Here is a 17,995-nt window from a genome sequence, read left to right on the forward strand (position 1 = left end):
CTGCATTCGCATATGTCTGATATTCAGTAACCTCGATAAAGTATGTCATAATTGACTCCTTTCTTTATTTGTTTCTTGAAATAAAATAATACTTTTGGCAATATATTTTGCTAAAGCCGGAGGGACGGCATTGCCTATTGCCAATTCTACATCTGTTTTCACACCTGGAAATGAAAAAGAATCAGGAAAAGTTTGTAAATATCCTCGTTCTCTCGTTGTTAAAGCCCTTACTCCGTCAGATATATCTGCTTTGTCAGCAGGATGCTTTTTATAATTATTTGGAATTGGTCTATTGATACCACGAATTGTCGCAGAGGGTTCATCTATTGAAAAAACCGCTCTTCTATTATAACTTCTTGGGTGCATATAATAGAATTGGGTTTGTAATGCGTCACCTAGATAATCCCTTACTGTCATTGGAGCATTAGACATATTTGCAACAAATGCGTCATCAAAAAAGCCATTTATAGCATTCAACTTTCCGACAAGGAAGAATCGTTTCCTTTTTTGTGGGACACCGCATAAACTTGCATCCAATACTTTGGTCGAAATTCCATACCCTGCGTTCATAAGAATATCCTTCAATTGTGGCAATGTGGGGAAACGTTCAATATTATAAACATTTTCAAACACCACCCAAGTAGGCTTTACTTGTGATACGATTTCTCCAAATTTAATAGTAAGATTTGCCCTTTTCCCCATTTCTCTTTTCCCTGCTATAGAGTAATCCTGACATGGAGGGCCACCGACTATCAAATCGGGATTAAGCTCTTTAATAGTTTGAATGTAATCAGCATTGCTTAAATCTGCTTTATATATTGGATGTTTAAAATTTGCCTTGTATATTTCAACGGCAGCATCCCAATTGTCAAAAGCCCCCACAATATCAAATCCTGCTTCCTTGAAACCTAAGGACATACCTCCACATCCAGAAAATAAATCAACAACTCTCATTATTTTATTTTGTATTTTCAATGTATCTTAATAAAGATTCTCCAACATATTTAGCCAAATTTACAGGAACAGCATTTCCTATCATAGTATTCATGTCTGATTTTCCTCCGAAGAAATTAAATTCTTTAGGAAAAGTCTGAATATAGCTCCTTTCTTTAGGCGTTAAATTGCGTGTCGTGTTAACAGGTGCAGAGTCAAGGGGGTGACCTTTGTATCCACTTGGAATAGGTCTATCAACACCGCGAATAGTCATAGATGGTTCATATATGCTATACACAGCACGTCTATTGTAATTAGTCGGCACACGAAAATAATGCTCAATGCCTAATGAATTCCCCAAATAATCATATATAGACATTGGCTTATCCGAGAGGTTCTTTTCTATTTCTTCTTTTAGAAAATCGTCAACGGAATTTATCTCACCAATTACAAACATTCGTTTCCTAATTTGCGGTACTCCACAAAGAGAAGCATCTAATGTTTTCATTGTAAGTCCATATCCGGCTTTTCTGAAATTATTTATTGCTAATTTAAACGATTTCGTATTATGGATAGCAGCGACGTTTTCCATAATAAAAAAGCGTGGTTTAATACTGCATATTATTTCTGAATAACAAACGGAAAGGATAGCTCTGCCTCTACTTTCATCTTGGTGTCCAGCCGTAGAGAAATCTTGACAAGGCGGCCCTCCGACTATTATATCAGGAGAATATTTTGAAATTTCTTTAACAGACGATTTAACATCAGACAAATCTAATTGTATAACAGGATGTTTGAAATTAGCCTTATAGACATCTATGGCAGGCTTCCAAATGTCGAAACCTGCAAGCACATTATACCCAGCCTTTTCCATACCCAACGTCATTCCTCCGCAACCACAGAAAAGGTCAACTATTTTATACTTCTTTTTTGCCATATTATTTTCAGTCCTCACTTTTAAAGTTTTCTCGCTACCGACAGAAAGTCTATTTTGTCAGCAAGAATATTCTTATTCATCGTTATCTTCTAAATTAGACAGATAATCACTGGCTTTAGCCTGTGTTATCACCCCATGTCCCAACTTCGACTCCAACTGTGTACGTGCAGCCTTCGCAACGCTACCACCATCCTTAGCCACTTGCTTCTGCTGATGGAATCCGTTAGGGTTGCGCTGTTTGGACAGCTCCGTGGCAGATGCCTCGGCAAGCATATTGAGGGCTATTTCCATGTTGGTCATGTTGTCGCGCAGACTTTCTTTCTTCAGACCTTTGAAACTCTTGTACTGTTTGGTTGTCATTCCGCTCCACTCGCGGGTAATGATGTCGGTAAGAGAAGCATATTGCAAGCCTTGTTGCACCCCCGTGCGTGCCCATTCATCGGTGAGTTCTTTTCTGATTTCTATAGACTTAATACGCTGGTTTATCCAAGCATCTGAATATCCCAAACGCTTGTAGTCAACGATGGCCTGGTCTATGTTCTTTTCAGGATCCTGCATCTGTTCCAAACGAGAGCTTGCCACCTGTGCCATCCAAACCTTAAAAGGTTCTGCCTTTGGTGAAGGAATCGACTGGATAATGCGGAAGAGTTGCTCAGTGTCGGCAACGTCAGTCATGCGCAATTTGCCGTCTGAGGCGCGAAGCTTCAACCCGTGACAATTTGTCACGGTTTCATTACCTTCTTTTTTGAGTCTCTGCTTCAGCTTTCTCCAATAAGCATTGGCATCTTTGCTATCAGTCAGCACACCGCATACATCCACAATGGAGAAATACCACTTCTCCTCTTTATCGTCCCATACGGTGCGCACCTTCTTTTCTTCAAACAGTTGAAGAGATTCCTTCTTCGTCATATTGTTCTTTTTCTATTTCATTATCTTATTGTCAATCAATATTATCCTCTCTAAGAAGATCTGTAACCTCCACTTCAAGCAGTTTTGCTATTTTCATTAGGCTGCCCAAGTCAGGCTGACAGGTGTTTGTACACCATTTTGAAATGGTTGTCTTGTCCTTTCCCAGTTGTTCACCAAGCCATTTATTGGTCTTCTTCTTTTCTGCAAGGACCACTTTTAGCCTGTTCAATTCTCTATTTGCCATATTCAAATATATGTTTTGCTTACAAAGGTAGCTATAAAACACGACAATCGTGAAGAAATTGTATAATATTTTATGATTATTCACCAACTTAGTGAGAAAATTTCACTGTAAGGTAAGACGCTTCTGGTTTATCAAAAGAAACAATAACGATATTGAATAGAAGAGTAAGAAGAAGATAAACCGATTCTCTATTTGTCTATCCTTCCCAACTTTTACCCATCATTATAAGTATCCATATTTGAAGCATAAAAATATAACTCATTGATATTCAGCAATAATGATTTTCGAGGAGGTTAAGTAATGTCGAAAGGTAAACACATAATAAACAATAAGCAAAAGCGTGCAGCTCAATGAGTTGCACGCAATAACCCCAAATTCCAGGAGGGCCGAATATAAGCACAAAAAACTTTGCGAGGCAAGCCACCATTTGCATGGAGACTTGCCTCGCATCGTTTTATACATCAGTTTATTACTTCATCACCTTAAACACCTTGTTGCCAACCTTTACAAGGTAGGCGCCACGAGGTTGGCCGGCTATCGAAGCGGTGAGCTGCTGCACAGGCACTGAGGTGTGTGCCACACCTACGGTGCTGCCACCAAGGTCGTAAACACTCAGAGTGGTGCCGGCGGGCACGTTGCCCTTGCAAACGACATCGTCGCCCACTACGCTGACTGTCAGCATTGACGAGGTGGCTGTTGTCGGTTTGACGGCAGTTTCGTCAACCTCAATAGAGGGTGTGAAACGCAAGGTGTGGGTGAATGTGCCCACGGGGCAATAATACTGGCTCAGTGTGCCGGTGCCTCTGCCGCAACTGCCATTGCCAAGTCCCTTCTGATAATAATCGAAGTGGAGTACGACATCGCCGGTTGCCGGCAGGTTCCAACGGTGCTGCACAGATGCCATTGCGGCATCGTCATAGTGGAGGGCCGAGAAGGCTACCTGGCCATCGGTCTGCACATTGAGCGTGAAGTGCTTGACGGTGTCGGTCAGTGTGAGTTCGCGCAGGTCGAGACGGTTGCCACACGACTGCGGACGCGGAGTGGTCTCGAAGAAGTCGGTAACTGTTGACTGGTAACGACCAATCCATGCGCTTGACTTGCGGTCAACATAGTTCTCCCATGGGCCGCGGCCATAATAGCTCACCTGCTCGAGAGCTGCCGGCAGAACAAACTTGGTGCCGATGCGGCGCAAGTCGTCATTGTCGTGCGAGGTGTAGGTGCACTTCATGTCCATCACGCCATTAGGATAGATGGTGTACGAATACACCACATCGCAGTACTTGCCGGTTTCCCTTACCGTATACACAGCATTGCCGTCGGCATTGATTGCAGGCACTTGCGTGAATGTACGGCTGCTGATACCGTTTGTTGTAGCAATATCATTGCCCGATGCAGCATCGTTCTCAACCCAACGGAAGTTGTCGTAATCATAGGCATTGGCCATTTTGCTAACCAACGCATAGTCGGCAAACGACCACTCGCGCACACGGGTGCTCGACTTGTCGATGAGGTAGTGCACCTTGTCGTTCTCAATCAGATAGTTGCCATACTGGTTAACCGTGACAGCGAGGGGCTGTGTCTTGTCGGCTGCCACCGCGGGCAAACCAGCCTCGCGCTCGGCCAAAGTGTACTGCACCTTTTTAATGGGATAGTTGGCCTCGGCCCACAGACTGGCCTCCTTGGTCAAGAAAGTGAGGTCGAGCATGTAGTCATTGCCATCACTTGTGTCGGTGGTGTAGCGCAATGTGGTGCGCATCTGCGTATTGGGCTTGGTGTCGGCCAGGTCGAGCGTGTCGGTTTCAACAACCTCGCCATTTTTGAGCACAGCGTAGGCCATGCGCAGTGCGTTGAGGCTGGTGCTGTGATAGCGGTTGGTCAGCACCAATATCTTTTTCTTGGCGTTGAATTGCGTCACCTGTACGGGGGCATATACATTCTTCACCTCGGCCAATTTAGGAGTCCACGCACGGTTGGCAGGTATCAAACCATTGTTTACAAAGTTGCCTTGTGTGGGGCCGGGGTAATCCTTGCCCTGACGGTACTTAGGATAGCCATTTTGCGTAAGTGTGCCATTCTTGATGTCATTTGCGCTATAAATGCTTTGGTCAACCCAGTCCCATACACAACCGCCCATGCCGTTGGTTGACGAGAGAATAGTATTCCAATATTCGCTGAAGTTGCCATTGGCGTTACCCATTGAGTGGGCATATTCGCACATAAAGTAAGGACGGCCTCCATCGTTGGTATTGGCCTCGCGCTGCACGTTGCTCAATGTGGGATACATCACACTGTGCATATCGGTGTATGATGCGCCGCCGCGGGTTGCGCCCTCGTAGTGGACGAGACGTGTGGGATCGGCCGCCTTTATGGTGTCGTAAGCAGCCTGCATGTTTTGGCCCACACCACTTTCATTGCCCAAGCTCCAGAATATGACAGACGTGAAGTTGCGGTCACGCTCTACCATGCGCATTGATCGGTCGATAAATTGTGGTTTCCAACTGTCGGCAGCGGTAATGGTGTTGCCGCTCTGCTCCCAGTTGAAGTGGCATTCAATGTCGGCCTCGTCCATGCAGTAAAGTCCGTAATAGTCGAACATGGCATACATCTTGGGCTGGCGCGGCATGTGCGAGGTGCGTACGAGGTTCACATTGGCCTGCTTCATCATGGTCACATCGCGCAGCATGGTGGGCACATCGATAGAACGGCCGCGCACGGGGTGCGTGTCCTGTGTGTTGACGCCGCTAAAGTAGGTGCGCACGCCATTGACATATATTTGTCCGTTTGTGCACTCCACCTTGCGGAAGCCATGCTTGGTGGCAAAGGCCATTTCCTCGGTTGTGCCATCGGCTGCCAGTTGCGCCACCTCAACGGTGTAGAGGTTGGGGTGTTCTGACGTCCAGGCCTGCAGATTGTCAACCACGGGCAGTGTGGCATAAGCCACTGTGGCGGTGTCGCCCGCTGCAAAGTCGAGGTTTGCCACAGTTTCGGCCAACTGTTTGCCGTCGGGAGCAATCAACCGCACACGGGCCTTTTTACTAACGGCCTGTGCGCCTGGGTTGGCTGCATTTATCTGTACTTTGACTGAGGCTGATGTGTAAGGTTCGTCAAAGTCGTCGGTAATGATATGGTTGCTGATATAGGTCTTTGGAGTGGCATAAAGGTAAACATCGCGATGTATGCCACTCATGCGCCACATATCCTGGTCCTCGAGATACGAGGCATCGCTAAAGCGGAACACTTGCACAGCTATGTTGTTGTGGCCCTGGCGCACAACATTGCTCAGGTCGAACTCGGCATCGTTGTTGGCACCCTGCGTATAGCCCACGTACTGGCCGTTAACCCACACATAGGCTGCACTGTAAATACCATCGAAGTGCAACACCACACGCTTGTCGGTCCAACCCTCGGGCAACGTAAACTGGCGGCGGTATGACGCCACAGAGTTTTGGCAGCCGCCCTTCATCTGCAAGTACGGATAGTTGTCAACAAACGGGTATTCTACATTTATATAATAAGGTGAGCCATAGCCTTTCATTTCGAGGCATGAGGGTACGCTGATGGTGTCCCACTGCGCAGCGTCCACATCGTCGGCATAGAAATCGGCACCCGGACGGTTGTCGATGTCGGTTGTCCACTTCAAATTCCACACGCCATTGAGCGAAAGCCATTCAGCCCCTGTGGGGTCAACCCACGGGTGGGCATAACGCTCGGTGTCGGCCTGCAACAGCTGTGTGCTGGCATAAGGCATGAAGGTGGTGTGTGCAGGCAGTTTGTTCTGTTCGTAGAAGGTTTCGTCCTCCCAATTATTGCGGGCCACTTCGGCCTGTTTGGTTGTTTCTTCAAACACAAATTGGGTGGTTACCCCTGCGCTTTCTGCTTCGTCTGAAACGTTGAGAGTGTTACCACTCTTCTCCATAAAACGGCGGTTGGTGTTGCCCGACCACACTATCTGATAGATGCTGTCGGAACCCTCAACCGGCAATATCTGGAAACGTTGGTTTTCAGAATTCACATCGGCGGCCCACTGCACGGGGTTGTACCACTTGTTGGGAGCTGCGTCAATGGCCAAAGTTGGAAAGGCTGCACTGCAAATGAGGTATTCATTTGCGTTACCTGTGCTTTTCAAAACCCATTTTTGGCCTCTTGAAAGGGCTGATTTGTCCTCAAGTTTGATTGATTCGCCACTGGAGGCCTTTCCACCATTTGAGAATACTGTGCCCGATGCCGAGCTCTTGATGTAATAAACCTTCTGCTCACTCAACTGTGCCAACGATGTGAGCGATGCACTGCAAAATACAGCCATCGCAAACATTGTCTTCAGTTTGTAAGCTGGTTTACGATTAGTTTGCTTCATTTATTTGTATTGAAAGGTATTGTTATTTACTTGTTTGCAAAGACAAGCACGGGTGTTTGGCTTGTCTGTGTTTTTCAGTCTGCACTGCGGATGACAGTTCGTCTGTTGGTTGCAAATTTACATGATTTTATGTGGCGAGCAAAATTAGGGTCGGATAAATTAAGTAACTTTGTAACCGACAACAAGCATATAACGTAGCAGGTGTTCACTATTGCTTTCATGCTATCGGAAAGCTGATGCGCCAAAGGACGTGCTTTCTGTGTGAGGATAACACCTGCTTAAAAGATACTCTGTACAGTTCCATGCAACTCAACGAACTATTACATACATTTGCCCGACACCCGCAAGTAGGCGCCTTGGCAAAGGTGGTGTGCGACGGCAAACCTGCCCTTACGCATTTGCAAGGCTTACAAGCCTCGGCGGCAGCCGTGGCCTTTGCCGCGCTCAGCGAACGCAAGCAAAAGGCGGAACGCCCCTTCCTTATTATACTTAACGATGAGGAAGAGGCGGGATACTTCTATCATGACCTGACACAGATGTTGGGCGATGAGATGGCACTTTTTTATCCATCGACCTACCGCCGTGCCGTGAAATATGCCCAACGCGATGCTGCTAACGAAATATTGCGCACCGAGGTGCTCAACCGCCTTTCGGCACAGCACAACAAGGCGGGCATGCTGTTTGTGGTAACATTTCCCGCTGCCTTGTCTGAACGGGTGGCGCCGCTGAAGGACATGGCCGACAACACACTGCACCTGCAAACAGGCAGCGAATATGATCTGACGGAGCTGACAAAGCGACTGGTCGCCATTGGCTTTGCGCGCAAGGACTATGTGTATGAGCCTGGAGAGTTTGCTGTGCGTGGCTCAATACTCGACGTGTATTCGTACGCCTCGGAGTATCCCTTCCGTATTGACTTTTTTGGCGACGAGGTGGACAGCATACGCACCTTTGAAGTGCAGACGCAGCTGTCGAAGGACAAAAAGGAAGAAGTGAGTATTGTGCCTGACACCGAGCAGCATGCTCGCGAGGCGCTTGTGCCATTTACCGACTATCTGCCTGACAATACTGTGTTGGTGGTGAAGGACTTGGGGTATGTGCACGATGCCATTGAACGCATTTACAATGAGGGCTTTGCACGTCAGGCGCAGCAGGAACTGGAGGCCGCATCTGAGATGGAGGAAGCGGAACAACTGGCACGGCTCAAAAAGGAGTCGCTGCTCACCACAAGTGAGGCTTTTCTGCGCGGTGTGGCACACCTGCAGCGCATCAATATTGGCGCACAGCCCCTTGGCGAAGCGCAAACGGTGATACGGTTCAACACCTCGCCACAACCGCTCTACCACAAGAACTTTGATTTGCTCAAACAGAACCTGAGCCAGTTCAAGGCCGACGGCTATGACATTTACATACTGGCCGACAGTGCCAAGCAGACTGAGCGATTGCAAAGCATATTTGAGGAGATGAATACTGCAAGCCAACTGTTCAAACCGGTACTGCGCACGCTGCATGGCGGATTTTCGGACAATGACTTGAAGGTGTGTTGCTTTACAGACCATCAAATCTTTGACCGTTTCCATAAATACAACTTGAAGAGTGACCATGCACGCGATGCCAAAATGGCGCTGTCGCTCAAGGAACTCATGCAGTTTGAACCGGGCGACTATGTGGTGCACATCGACCATGGCGTAGGACGCTTTGCCGGACTTGTGCGCATGCCTGGCAATGACGGCGAAATGCAAGAGATGATAAAACTTACATACAAAAACGACGATGCCGTGTATGTGAGCATTCATTCGTTGCACAAGGTGTCAAAGTATAAGGGCAAAGACGGTGAACCGCCACGCATCAGCAACTTGGGTACTGGTGCCTGGGACAAGCTGAAGGAGCGCACAAAGAAGAAGATTAAGGACATTGCACGCGACCTTATCAAACTTTACTCGCAACGCAAGGATGAGAAAGGCTACGCTTTTAGCCCCGACTCATTTATGCAACACGAGCTTGAGGCTGGGTTTGCCTATGAGGACACCCCCGACCAACTGCGCGTAACACAGGAGGTGAAGAAGGACATGGAAAGCAGCAAGCCCATGGACAGACTGGTGTGTGGCGACGTGGGATTTGGCAAAACCGAAATTGCCGTGCGCGCTGCCATGAAGGCCGCTGCCGACAACAAACAGGTGGCGGTGCTCGTGCCAACTACGGTGCTGGCCCTGCAACACTACAAAACGTTTGCATCGCGCCTGAAGGACTTCCCCGTAAGGGTGGACTACCTCACTCGTGCACGCTCGACGGCACAGACCAAGAAGATACTTGCCGACCTGGCTAAAGGCGACATCAACATTGTTGTCGGGACGCACAAACTGATTGGCAAGAGTGTAAAATGGCACGACTTGGGATTGCTTATTATTGACGAGGAACAGAAATTTGGCGTGGCGGTTAAAGAAAAGTTGCGCCAGCTGAAAGTGAATGTGGACACACTGACCATGTCGGCCACTCCAATACCACGCACACTGCAATTCTCGCTCATGGGGGCACGTGACTTTAGCGTGATACAGACACCCCCGCCCAACCGCCGGCCTATCCAAACTGAAATTCACACCTTCAGTCACGAGGTGATAGCCGAAGCCATTAACTTTGAAATGAGCCGCAACGGACAGGTGTATATTGTGACGAACCGCGTGGCTTCGCTGCAAAGTCTGGCAAACTTGGTACATAAGTATGTGCCGGACGCACGCATTGCCACCGGACACGGACAAATGCCGCCAGACCAACTTGAAAAGGTAATTATGGGCTTTGTCAATTATGACTACGATGTACTCATATCTACCACTATTGTGGAAAATGGTATTGACGTGCCCAATGCCAACACCATCATTATTGATGCCGCACACCACTTTGGACTATCGGACTTGCACCAAATGCGCGGACGTGTGGGACGAGGGTCGCGCAAGGCTTTTTGCTACCTCATTGCCCCACCGCTTGCCATGCTGCCCGATGAGTCGCGCCGCAGACTTGAAGCTATCGAGAACTTCTCGGACTTGGGGTCTGGCATACACATTGCCATGCAGGATCTTGACATCCGCGGTGCAGGCAATTTGCTCGGATCGGAGCAAAGTGGGTTCATTGCCGACTTGGGCTATGAAACCTACCAAAAGATTTTGGCCGAAGCCGTGACGGAACTCAAGAATGACGAGTTTGCCGACTTGTATGCTGACGAACTGAAAAAGACCGGGCACCTTGGCGGCGAGAAGTTTGTTGACGACTGCACCGTCGAATGCGACTTGCACGCTTATTTCCCCGAAACCTATGTGCCGGGGGCTACAGAACGTATGCTGCTATACCGCGAACTTGATTCGCTCTCGGGTAACGACGACGAGATGGCTGCATTCAGACAACGTATGGAGGACCGATTCGGCCCTCTGCCCCCCGAAGGCGAAGAGTTGCTGCGCATTGTACCGCTGCGCGCCCTTGGACGCAAACTTGGCGCTGAGCGTCTGACACTAAAAAACCGACGCATGGTGCTCTACTTTGTGTCAAACACCGAAAGTGCCTTCTATCGAAGCGACACGTTTGAACGCATCATAAACTTTGCCACCGCTTCGTACCAACGCTGCAAGCTTGACGAGAACCGCGGTCACCGCCGCATGATTATCAACGATGTGCCCACGGTTGAGAGTGCATTGATTACGCTTAAAAACATTGTGGGAACTGACCACAAGGCGTGAGAAATGTGCCCGCACAGCACACCGCGGCATGTTTTTGACACAAAGCATTCAGGGTGGTTCTAATAACTCTAGAATAGGGATTTGTGCGCTATCGGAAGTGTATTTTTGAAAGTTTGTGAGGGAGCATAGCGGGTTATGTGACCGAAAAGACTTTCAAAAAGGCACTTTCGAGAGCGTGCAAATCCCTATTTCAGAATAGCAGAACTCTAAAAACAGAATTTTTAGAACCACCCTTCAGCCAATCGGCAATAAATTCGTAACTTTGCCGCGCAATAGTAGGCTTTGGAGAGCCAAATAAGACACAACACAAAATGAAACGACTCCTGACTATAATATGCCTGGTGCTGTTGCCACTATTGGCACTTGCGCAACAAAACAGCACAGACAACACCGTACCTGCCGAAAAGGACTCGGTTGTGGTGAGTTTGCTCACTTGCACACCTGGCAATTTGGTGTATGAATTATATGGCCATACGGCCATTCGCGTACGCGAGGTCGGAGCACGCCAAAGCGATTGGGTGTTTAACTATGGCACATTCTCGTTTAACCAGCCTCACTTTATGTGGCGCTTCATGTTGGGCGAAACAGACTACGAACTGGGAGTTGTGCCATACTACTTGTTTTACGAATCATACGTGCGCGAAGGACGCGGCATTGACGAGCAGGTGCTGAACCTGACACCGGCCGAAGCTAAGAAGCTGGTTGATGCCTTGAGCAAGAACCTTGAACCGGAGAATGCCACCTATCGCTACAACTTTTTCTACGACAACTGCGTGACACGTGCACTGCGCGTGATAGAGCAGTCGGTTGACGGACAGGTGATATGGCCAAAAGCTGACGCCAATAAATCGCTGCGCGACATGGTGCACGAATTTTCGGAACCCAGTCCGTGGAACAAGTTTGGACAAGACTTGCTGCTTGGTGCCGAGGCCGACCAACCCGCCGACATCAACAAGCAACAATTTGCACCAATGTATGCCGAGCGCTTTGTCAATGAAGCCACTATAAAAGGTACTGACGGCAAAGTTCGCCATCTTGCAGCCCCATCACGCACTCTGCTGCCCGAGCAACCGGTTTTAGCAGAAAAGAACTTCCCTGTCACACCGATGTGGACGTTTGGCATACTTCTTGTTCTGACCATTGCCATCAGTGCGGCAGATATTGGGCGCAAAAAGTACCATTGGCAATATGACGTGTTACTCTTTGTGGCGCAAGGACTGACGGGCTGCATTATCACCTTCTTACTGCTGTTCTCATCGCACCCCGCGGTTGGCAGTAATTGGTTGGCATTGCTTTTCAACCCCGTGCCGCTTGTGCTATTCCCCTGGTTTATGAAAGCCGCAGCCAACGGGCACCGCAGCTGGGTTATGTACATACAAATTGCCATGGTAGTGATGGCCCTCATAGTTGGTATAGCCGGTTTGCAACACTTTCCCAATGAGGTGTATATCATTGCATCAATCCTGCTTGTGCGCGTTGCAACACACTTTTGCATGACAAACAAAAGCAAGTAGCTGGGTGCTAAAGTACGCTATCACTCGATTTTAGCAGACTGAACGCTATATATCATGGCTAAAACACTTGCTATATTCCTATATTATTAAAACACATACCTTCCTTCGTAAACATACGAATATGAAACAATCTCGCCACATAGCACCGCAGCGCGCCTCGGTTATGCGTCTGCCCCTGCTCATGTCGTTGCTCACCGCAATGACTGTGCTTTCGGGGCCCGAAGCATCGGCTGCCGGAACGGGAGTGCCCCGTGTGGTGGTAAGCATATTGGTAGACCAACTGCGCACCGATTATATGAATGCCTTCATGCCGCTTTACGGGCAGGAAGGCTTTGTGCGTTTGTTGAACGAGGGACGTGTTTACTCACAAGCAGAATATCCGCAATACCGCCCCGACCGCGCTTCGGCCGCAGCCACTTTGGCTACAGGCACCACGCCTTACAACCATGGTGTAGTGGGCTTGAAATGGCTCGACCGTGAGACTCTGCGCCCCGTATTTTGCGTTGACGATAAACGCTACCCGGGGGTGCAGACGAGTGATGCGTCATCACCCACTTTCCTGGGGGTATCGACCCTTGGCGACGAGCTCAAGGTGGCCACCGAAGGCAAATCGTTGGTTTATGCCATCGCGCCCTATCGCGATGCGGCCATATTGAGTGCCGGACATGCCGCAGACGGGGCATTGTGGATTGATGACCGCACCGGACAGTGGTGCAGCACATCATACTACGGAAAGACGCTTCCGGCCTGGGTCACCGTGCTCAACAGCCAAAGCCTTGACAGCAGGCTCAAGTCGCTCACATGGCGACCCTCAAACGATTTGGTAGGGAACTTTTCCTACTTCTTGTCTGGCGGCATGAAAAAGCCCTTTGCCCACAAGTTTACAGGCGACGGGCGATTTGCCACATTCAAAACAAGCGGACTGGTGAATGAGGAGGTGGTGCACGCTGCCACACAATGCCTCAACAGCACCCTGATGGGGACTGATGCCATTACCGACTATTTGGCTCTGACACTCTATGCCGGCAATATTGACCACCGAACTGTGAGCGAAAGCCCAATGGAGCTGCAAGACACTTATGTGCGGCTTGACAATGCTTTGGCACAACTCGTTAAGTCGGTTGAACATAAAGTGGGACGCGGCAACGCATTGTTTGTATTGACGTCGACCGGATATGCTGACGAGGAAACTACCGACCTGACAAAATACCGCATACCAAGCGGCACCTTTGATGTGGAACGTGCGGCAGCATTGCTCAATATGTACTTTGTGGCCGTTTACGGACAGGGGCAATATGTGGAGTCGAGCTTTGGCACACAATTATACCTTAACCACAAACTGATTGAGCAGAAGCAAATCAACCTGGCAGAAATGCTTGAACGCGCACAGGACTTTTTGCTGCAACTGTCAGGGGTTAAAGATGTGTACACCTCGTCACGCCTGCTACAAGGGGCGTGGACTCCTGGCATCAGCCGTATGCGCGGCAGCTATAACCCGCGCTACTCGGGCGACGTGCTGATTGAGGTGGCGCCAGGCTGGCATTATGTTAACAACTCCACGCACGAGAAACAGCTGGTGCGTGAGTCATATATTCCTTTTCCCATAATATTCCTTGGCGAAGGGTTCAAGGCTGAAACTATCAGCACACCCGTCACCATTGACTATGTGGCTCCGACACTGTCGAAGGCCATACGCATACGTGCACCGAATGCCTGCAGCGTGGCACCGCTATAAGACTGCCGTTTTGACACACATACAACATATCATAACGGCGAGGTGCCCCTCGTATACATCCCTATTTAATTAAACGAAATAATAAACAACACAATAATACCCTGTATTATCCCCACTCGGCTTTAGGCAACTTCATGCACGAGGAAAGGATCAGGGCCATCATTATGGATATTAACAAATTCCTCAGCAAACTATTCGGTAACAAGTCTACACGCGACATGAAACTCATTCAGCCGTGGGTGGAGAAAATCAAAGCGGCTTATCCCGCTATTCAAGCTCTCGACAATGACTCGCTGCGTGCCAAAACCAAAGAACTGCAGCACACTATTCAACACTCTGCCGACGACATCAAGGAGAAGATTGAAGAGCTGAAAGGCAAAGTGGAGGAAACTCCAATTGAAGACCGCGAAGTAATTTTCAGCCAAATTGACAAGCTCGAAACCCAAGTGCTCGACCGCATGGAGGTTGCCCTCAACGACGCGCTGCCCGAAGTGTTTGCCATTGTAAAGGATACCGCACGCCGCTTTGCTGAAAACGAGACCATCGAGGTGACTGCCAATGACTTTGACCGCGAACTTGCCGCAAGTCACGACTTTGTAACCATTGAGGGCGACAAGGCCATTTACCAGAACCATTGGGTGGCTGGTGGCAACGACACCAAGTGGAACATGGTGCACTACGATGTGCAGCTGTTCGGTGGTGTTGTACTGCACCAAGGCAAAATTGCCGAAATGGCAACGGGTGAAGGTAAAACCCTCGTGGGTACTCTACCCGTATTTCTCAATGCCCTTACCGGTAACGGTGTGCACGTGGTGACCGTGAACGACTACCTGGCCAAGCGTGACTCAGAATGGATGGGCCCGCTCTACATGTTCCATGGCCTGTCGGTTGACTGCATCGACAAGCATCAGCCCAACTCTGAGAGCCGTCGCCGCGCCTACCAGGCAGACATCACCTTTGGTACAAACAATGAGTTTGGTTTCGACTACCTGCGCGACAATATGGCCATGAGCCCCAAAGACCTTGTACAGCGCCGCCACAACTATGCCATCGTCGATGAGGTGGACTCTGTGTTGATTGACGATGCCCGTACACCGCTTATTATATCAGGCCCTGTGCCCAAGGGCGATGACCAGTTGTTTGAGCAATACCAGCCTTTGGTACAACACCTTGTTGAGGTGCAACGCAAACTGGCCACACAATATTTGGCCGAAGCCAAACAACTCATCAAGTCGGGTGACAAAAAACAAGAAGAAGAAGGTTTCCTTGCCCTGTTCCGCAGCCACAAGGCTCTGCCTAAGAACAATCCGCTCATCAAGTTCCTCTCTGAAACTGGTATCAAAGCCGGTATGCTCAAGACAGAGGAAATCTATATGGAGAACAACAACCGCCGTATGCCCGAGGCTGTTGAACCTCTTTACTTTGTTGTGGACGAGAAAATGCACAGTGTCGACCTTACCGACAAGGGTAACAAATGGTTGGCCGACCAGGTGCATGACGACCAGCTCTTTGTGCTGCCCGACATCACTACCGAACTTTCACAGCTCGAGACAGACAAGACATTGAGCGACGAGGAACGCTTAAACAAAAAGGACGCCCTGCTGCAAGATTACGCCATCAAGAGCGAGCGCGTACACACCATATTGCAGTTGCTCAAAGCCTACACCATGTTCCGCATCAACGAGGAATATGTGGTAATGGACGGCCAGGTTAAGATTGTCGACGAACAAACAGGCCGTATCATGGAAGGCCGCCGTTGGAGCGATGGCCTGCACCAGGCTGTTGAGGCAAAGGAGCACGTAAAGGTTGAAGCCGCCACACAAACTTTTGCCACCATCACACTGCAGAACTATTTCCGTATGTACCACAAGTTGGCTGGTATGACTGGTACTGCAAGCACCGAAGCAGGCGAGTTCTGGAATATCTACAAACTCGATGTAGTGGAAATTCCAACCAACCGTCCTATCGCGCGTATTGACATGAACGACCGCGTTTATAAGACCAAGCGCGAAAAGTACAAGGCGGTTATCGAGGAAATTGAAAAGATGCGTCTGGCCGGACGTCCCGTACTGGTTGGTACGACCAACGTCGACGTGAGCGAACTCCTCAGCCGTATGCTCCAACTCCGTGGCATACCCCATCAGGTGCTTAACGCCAAACTTCACCAAAAGGAGGCCGACATCGTGGCCAAGGCAGGACAAAGCACTATGGGCAAAGTGGTGTTTACCGACGAGCAAGGCAACAAGATTGAAGAAGAGCGCATGCTCGGTGCCGTAACCATCGCCACCAACATGGCCGGACGTGGTACCGATATTAAACTTACTGATGAGGTGAAGGCTGCCGGCGGTTTGGCCATTATTGGTACCGAACGTCATGAAAGCCGCCGCGTCGACCGCCAGTTGCGTGGTCGTGCCGGTCGTCAGGGCGACCCGGGTTCTTCAGTATTCTTCGTTTCACTCGAAGACAACCTCATGCGTCTGTTCGCCTCTGAGCGAATTGCCCGTGTAATGGACAAGCTCGGCTTTAAGGACGGCGAGATGATTGAGGCCAAGATGATAAACAACAGCATCGAGCGTGCACAGCGCAAGGTCGAAGAGAACAACTTCGGCATTCGTAAGCGCTTGCTCGAGTACGATGACGTAATGAACAAGCAGCGCACCGTTATCTACGAAAAGCGCCGCCACGCATTGATGGGTGAACGTGTGGGCATGGATATTGCCAACATGATATGGGACCGCGTCATCAACATCATCGAAAAGAACGACTACGAGGGCTGCCGCGAGGGCTTTATCGAAATATTTGCCATGGAGGTTCCCTTCAGCGAGGCAGACTTTGACAACATGAACCGCGACGACCTCTACGAAAAGGCCTTCGAAGCTGCCATGGCTGCCTTCAAGCGCAAGACCGACCGTATGGCCGAAGTGGCAATGCCCGTTATCAAACAGGTGTACGAAACTCAAGGCGAGGTGTACGAAAACATTCTCGTGCCCATCACCGATGGCAAGTTGGTTTACAACATTCGCACCAACCTCAAAAAGGCTTACGACACAGAGTCAAAGGAAGTTGTCAAGGACTTTGAAAAGGCCATCGTTCTGCACAACATTGATGATGCCTGGAAAGAGAACCTGCGCGAACTCGATGATTTGAAAAAGTCTGTACAGAATGCCTCATACGAGCAAAAGGATCCCCTGCTCGTGTTCAAGCTTGAGAGCGTTCAACTCTTTGACAAGATGGTGAACCGCATCAACAACGAGACTGTGGCCACCCTCATGCGCGGACAAATCCCCGTACAGGCTCCGCAGGAGGTGCAGGAAGCCGCTCCCGAAGAGAGTGCACCGCAACAAGGACTCACCACATCGCACGAGACACTCGACGAGGCTGGCGACCCCGAAGCTGCTGCTGCCGCATCAGCCGACACACGCGAGCACCACAACCAACCCATTGTAAAGCAAAAGGAACCCGGACGCAACGATCCGTGTCCATGCGGAAGTGGCAAGAAATATAAGGACTGCCACGGACGCAACAAATAAAGGGGTGTTCAACATCATTCAGAACACTTACTTATAACTCTATCTCCGCACAAACGGGTGCGGCCAACCACAAGCAACGTGGTCTGGCCGCACCCGTTTGGCTTTAAGCAGGTC

At 49.4% G+C, this 17,995-nt stretch carries 9 protein-coding genes; 4 read left to right on the forward strand and 5 right to left on the reverse strand.

Annotation, left to right across the window (positions count from 1 at the left end; genetic code table 11):
• Positions 1–45 precede the first annotated feature (45 nt).
• The 5 genes from BQ5453_RS07540 to BQ5453_RS07560 form a co-directional block, all read right to left on the reverse strand.
• A complete protein-coding gene (locus tag BQ5453_RS07540) occupies positions 46–954 on the reverse strand; it encodes a DNA cytosine methyltransferase (RefSeq protein WP_071122712.1) in 909 nt (302 codons plus the stop codon).
• Positions 955–958: 4 nt separating this feature from the next.
• A complete protein-coding gene (locus BQ5453_RS07545; RefSeq protein WP_071122713.1) occupies positions 959–1,870 on the reverse strand; it encodes a DNA cytosine methyltransferase in 912 nt (303 codons plus the stop codon).
• A 72-nt stretch (positions 1,871–1,942) separates the two neighbouring features.
• Positions 1,943–2,779, reverse strand: coding sequence for a BRO-N domain-containing protein (locus BQ5453_RS07550; protein WP_071122714.1), 837 nt, complete (start codon positions 2,777–2,779; stop codon positions 1,943–1,945).
• 31 nt (positions 2,780–2,810) lie between these two features.
• Positions 2,811–3,023, reverse strand: a complete 213-nt coding sequence (locus BQ5453_RS07555; protein WP_071122715.1) for a helix-turn-helix transcriptional regulator — start codon at positions 3,021–3,023, stop codon at positions 2,811–2,813.
• A gap of 469 nt (positions 3,024–3,492) precedes the next feature.
• A complete protein-coding gene (locus BQ5453_RS07560) occupies positions 3,493–7,377 on the reverse strand; it encodes a glycoside hydrolase family 2 TIM barrel-domain containing protein (protein WP_071122716.1) in 3,885 nt (1,294 codons plus the stop codon).
• A gap of 302 nt (positions 7,378–7,679) precedes the next feature.
• On the opposite strand from BQ5453_RS07560, the gene mfd reads away from it, so the two are divergent.
• The 4 genes from mfd (at position 7,680) to secA (ending at position 17,881) form a co-directional block, all read left to right on the forward strand.
• The gene (gene mfd, locus BQ5453_RS07565) at positions 7,680–11,102 is read left to right on the forward strand and encodes a transcription-repair coupling factor (RefSeq protein ID WP_071122717.1); all 3,423 of its coding nucleotides are present in this window, start codon (positions 7,680–7,682) and stop codon (positions 11,100–11,102) included.
• A gap of 311 nt (positions 11,103–11,413) precedes the next feature.
• Positions 11,414–12,616 carry an Lnb N-terminal periplasmic domain-containing protein gene (locus BQ5453_RS07570; RefSeq protein ID WP_083361157.1) on the forward strand — a complete coding sequence of 401 codons (1,203 nt, stop codon included), beginning with the start codon at positions 11,414–11,416 and terminating at the stop codon, positions 12,614–12,616.
• Positions 12,617–12,779: 163 nt separating this feature from the next.
• On the forward strand, positions 12,780–14,351 hold the full coding sequence (locus tag BQ5453_RS07575; protein WP_071122922.1) for an alkaline phosphatase family protein: 1,572 nt from the start codon (positions 12,780–12,782) through the stop codon (positions 14,349–14,351).
• Positions 14,352–14,515: 164 nt separating this feature from the next.
• On the forward strand, positions 14,516–17,881 hold the full coding sequence (gene secA, locus BQ5453_RS07580) for a preprotein translocase subunit SecA (RefSeq protein WP_071122718.1): 3,366 nt from the start codon (positions 14,516–14,518) through the stop codon (positions 17,879–17,881).
• The last annotated feature ends 114 nt before the right edge of the window (positions 17,882–17,995 follow it).

Source organism: Prevotellamassilia timonensis (assembly GCF_900106785.1).
Lineage (GTDB): Bacteria > Bacteroidota > Bacteroidia > Bacteroidales > Bacteroidaceae > Alloprevotella > Alloprevotella timonensis.

Excerpts from the sequence above, each read along its gene's own strand:
- BQ5453_RS07540 (WP_071122712.1), bottom strand. The coding sequence starts at position 954 with ATGAGAGTTGTTGATTTATTTTCTGGATGTGGAGGTATGTCCTTAGGT.
- BQ5453_RS07545 (WP_071122713.1), bottom strand. The coding sequence starts at position 1,870 with ATGGCAAAAAAGAAGTATAAAATAGTTGACCTTTTCTGTGGTTGCGGA.
- BQ5453_RS07550 (WP_071122714.1), bottom strand. The coding sequence starts at position 2,779 with ATGACGAAGAAGGAATCTCTTCAACTGTTTGAAGAAAAGAAGGTGCGC.
- BQ5453_RS07555 (WP_071122715.1), bottom strand. The coding sequence starts at position 3,023 with ATGGCAAATAGAGAATTGAACAGGCTAAAAGTGGTCCTTGCAGAAAAG.
- BQ5453_RS07560 (WP_071122716.1), bottom strand. The coding sequence starts at position 7,377 with ATGAAGCAAACTAATCGTAAACCAGCTTACAAACTGAAGACAATGTTT.
- mfd (WP_071122717.1), top strand. The coding sequence starts at position 7,680 with ATGCAACTCAACGAACTATTACATACATTTGCCCGACACCCGCAAGTA.
- BQ5453_RS07570 (WP_083361157.1), top strand. The coding sequence starts at position 11,414 with ATGAAACGACTCCTGACTATAATATGCCTGGTGCTGTTGCCACTATTG.
- BQ5453_RS07575 (WP_071122922.1), top strand. The coding sequence starts at position 12,780 with ATGCGTCTGCCCCTGCTCATGTCGTTGCTCACCGCAATGACTGTGCTT.
- secA (WP_071122718.1), top strand. The coding sequence starts at position 14,516 with ATGGATATTAACAAATTCCTCAGCAAACTATTCGGTAACAAGTCTACA.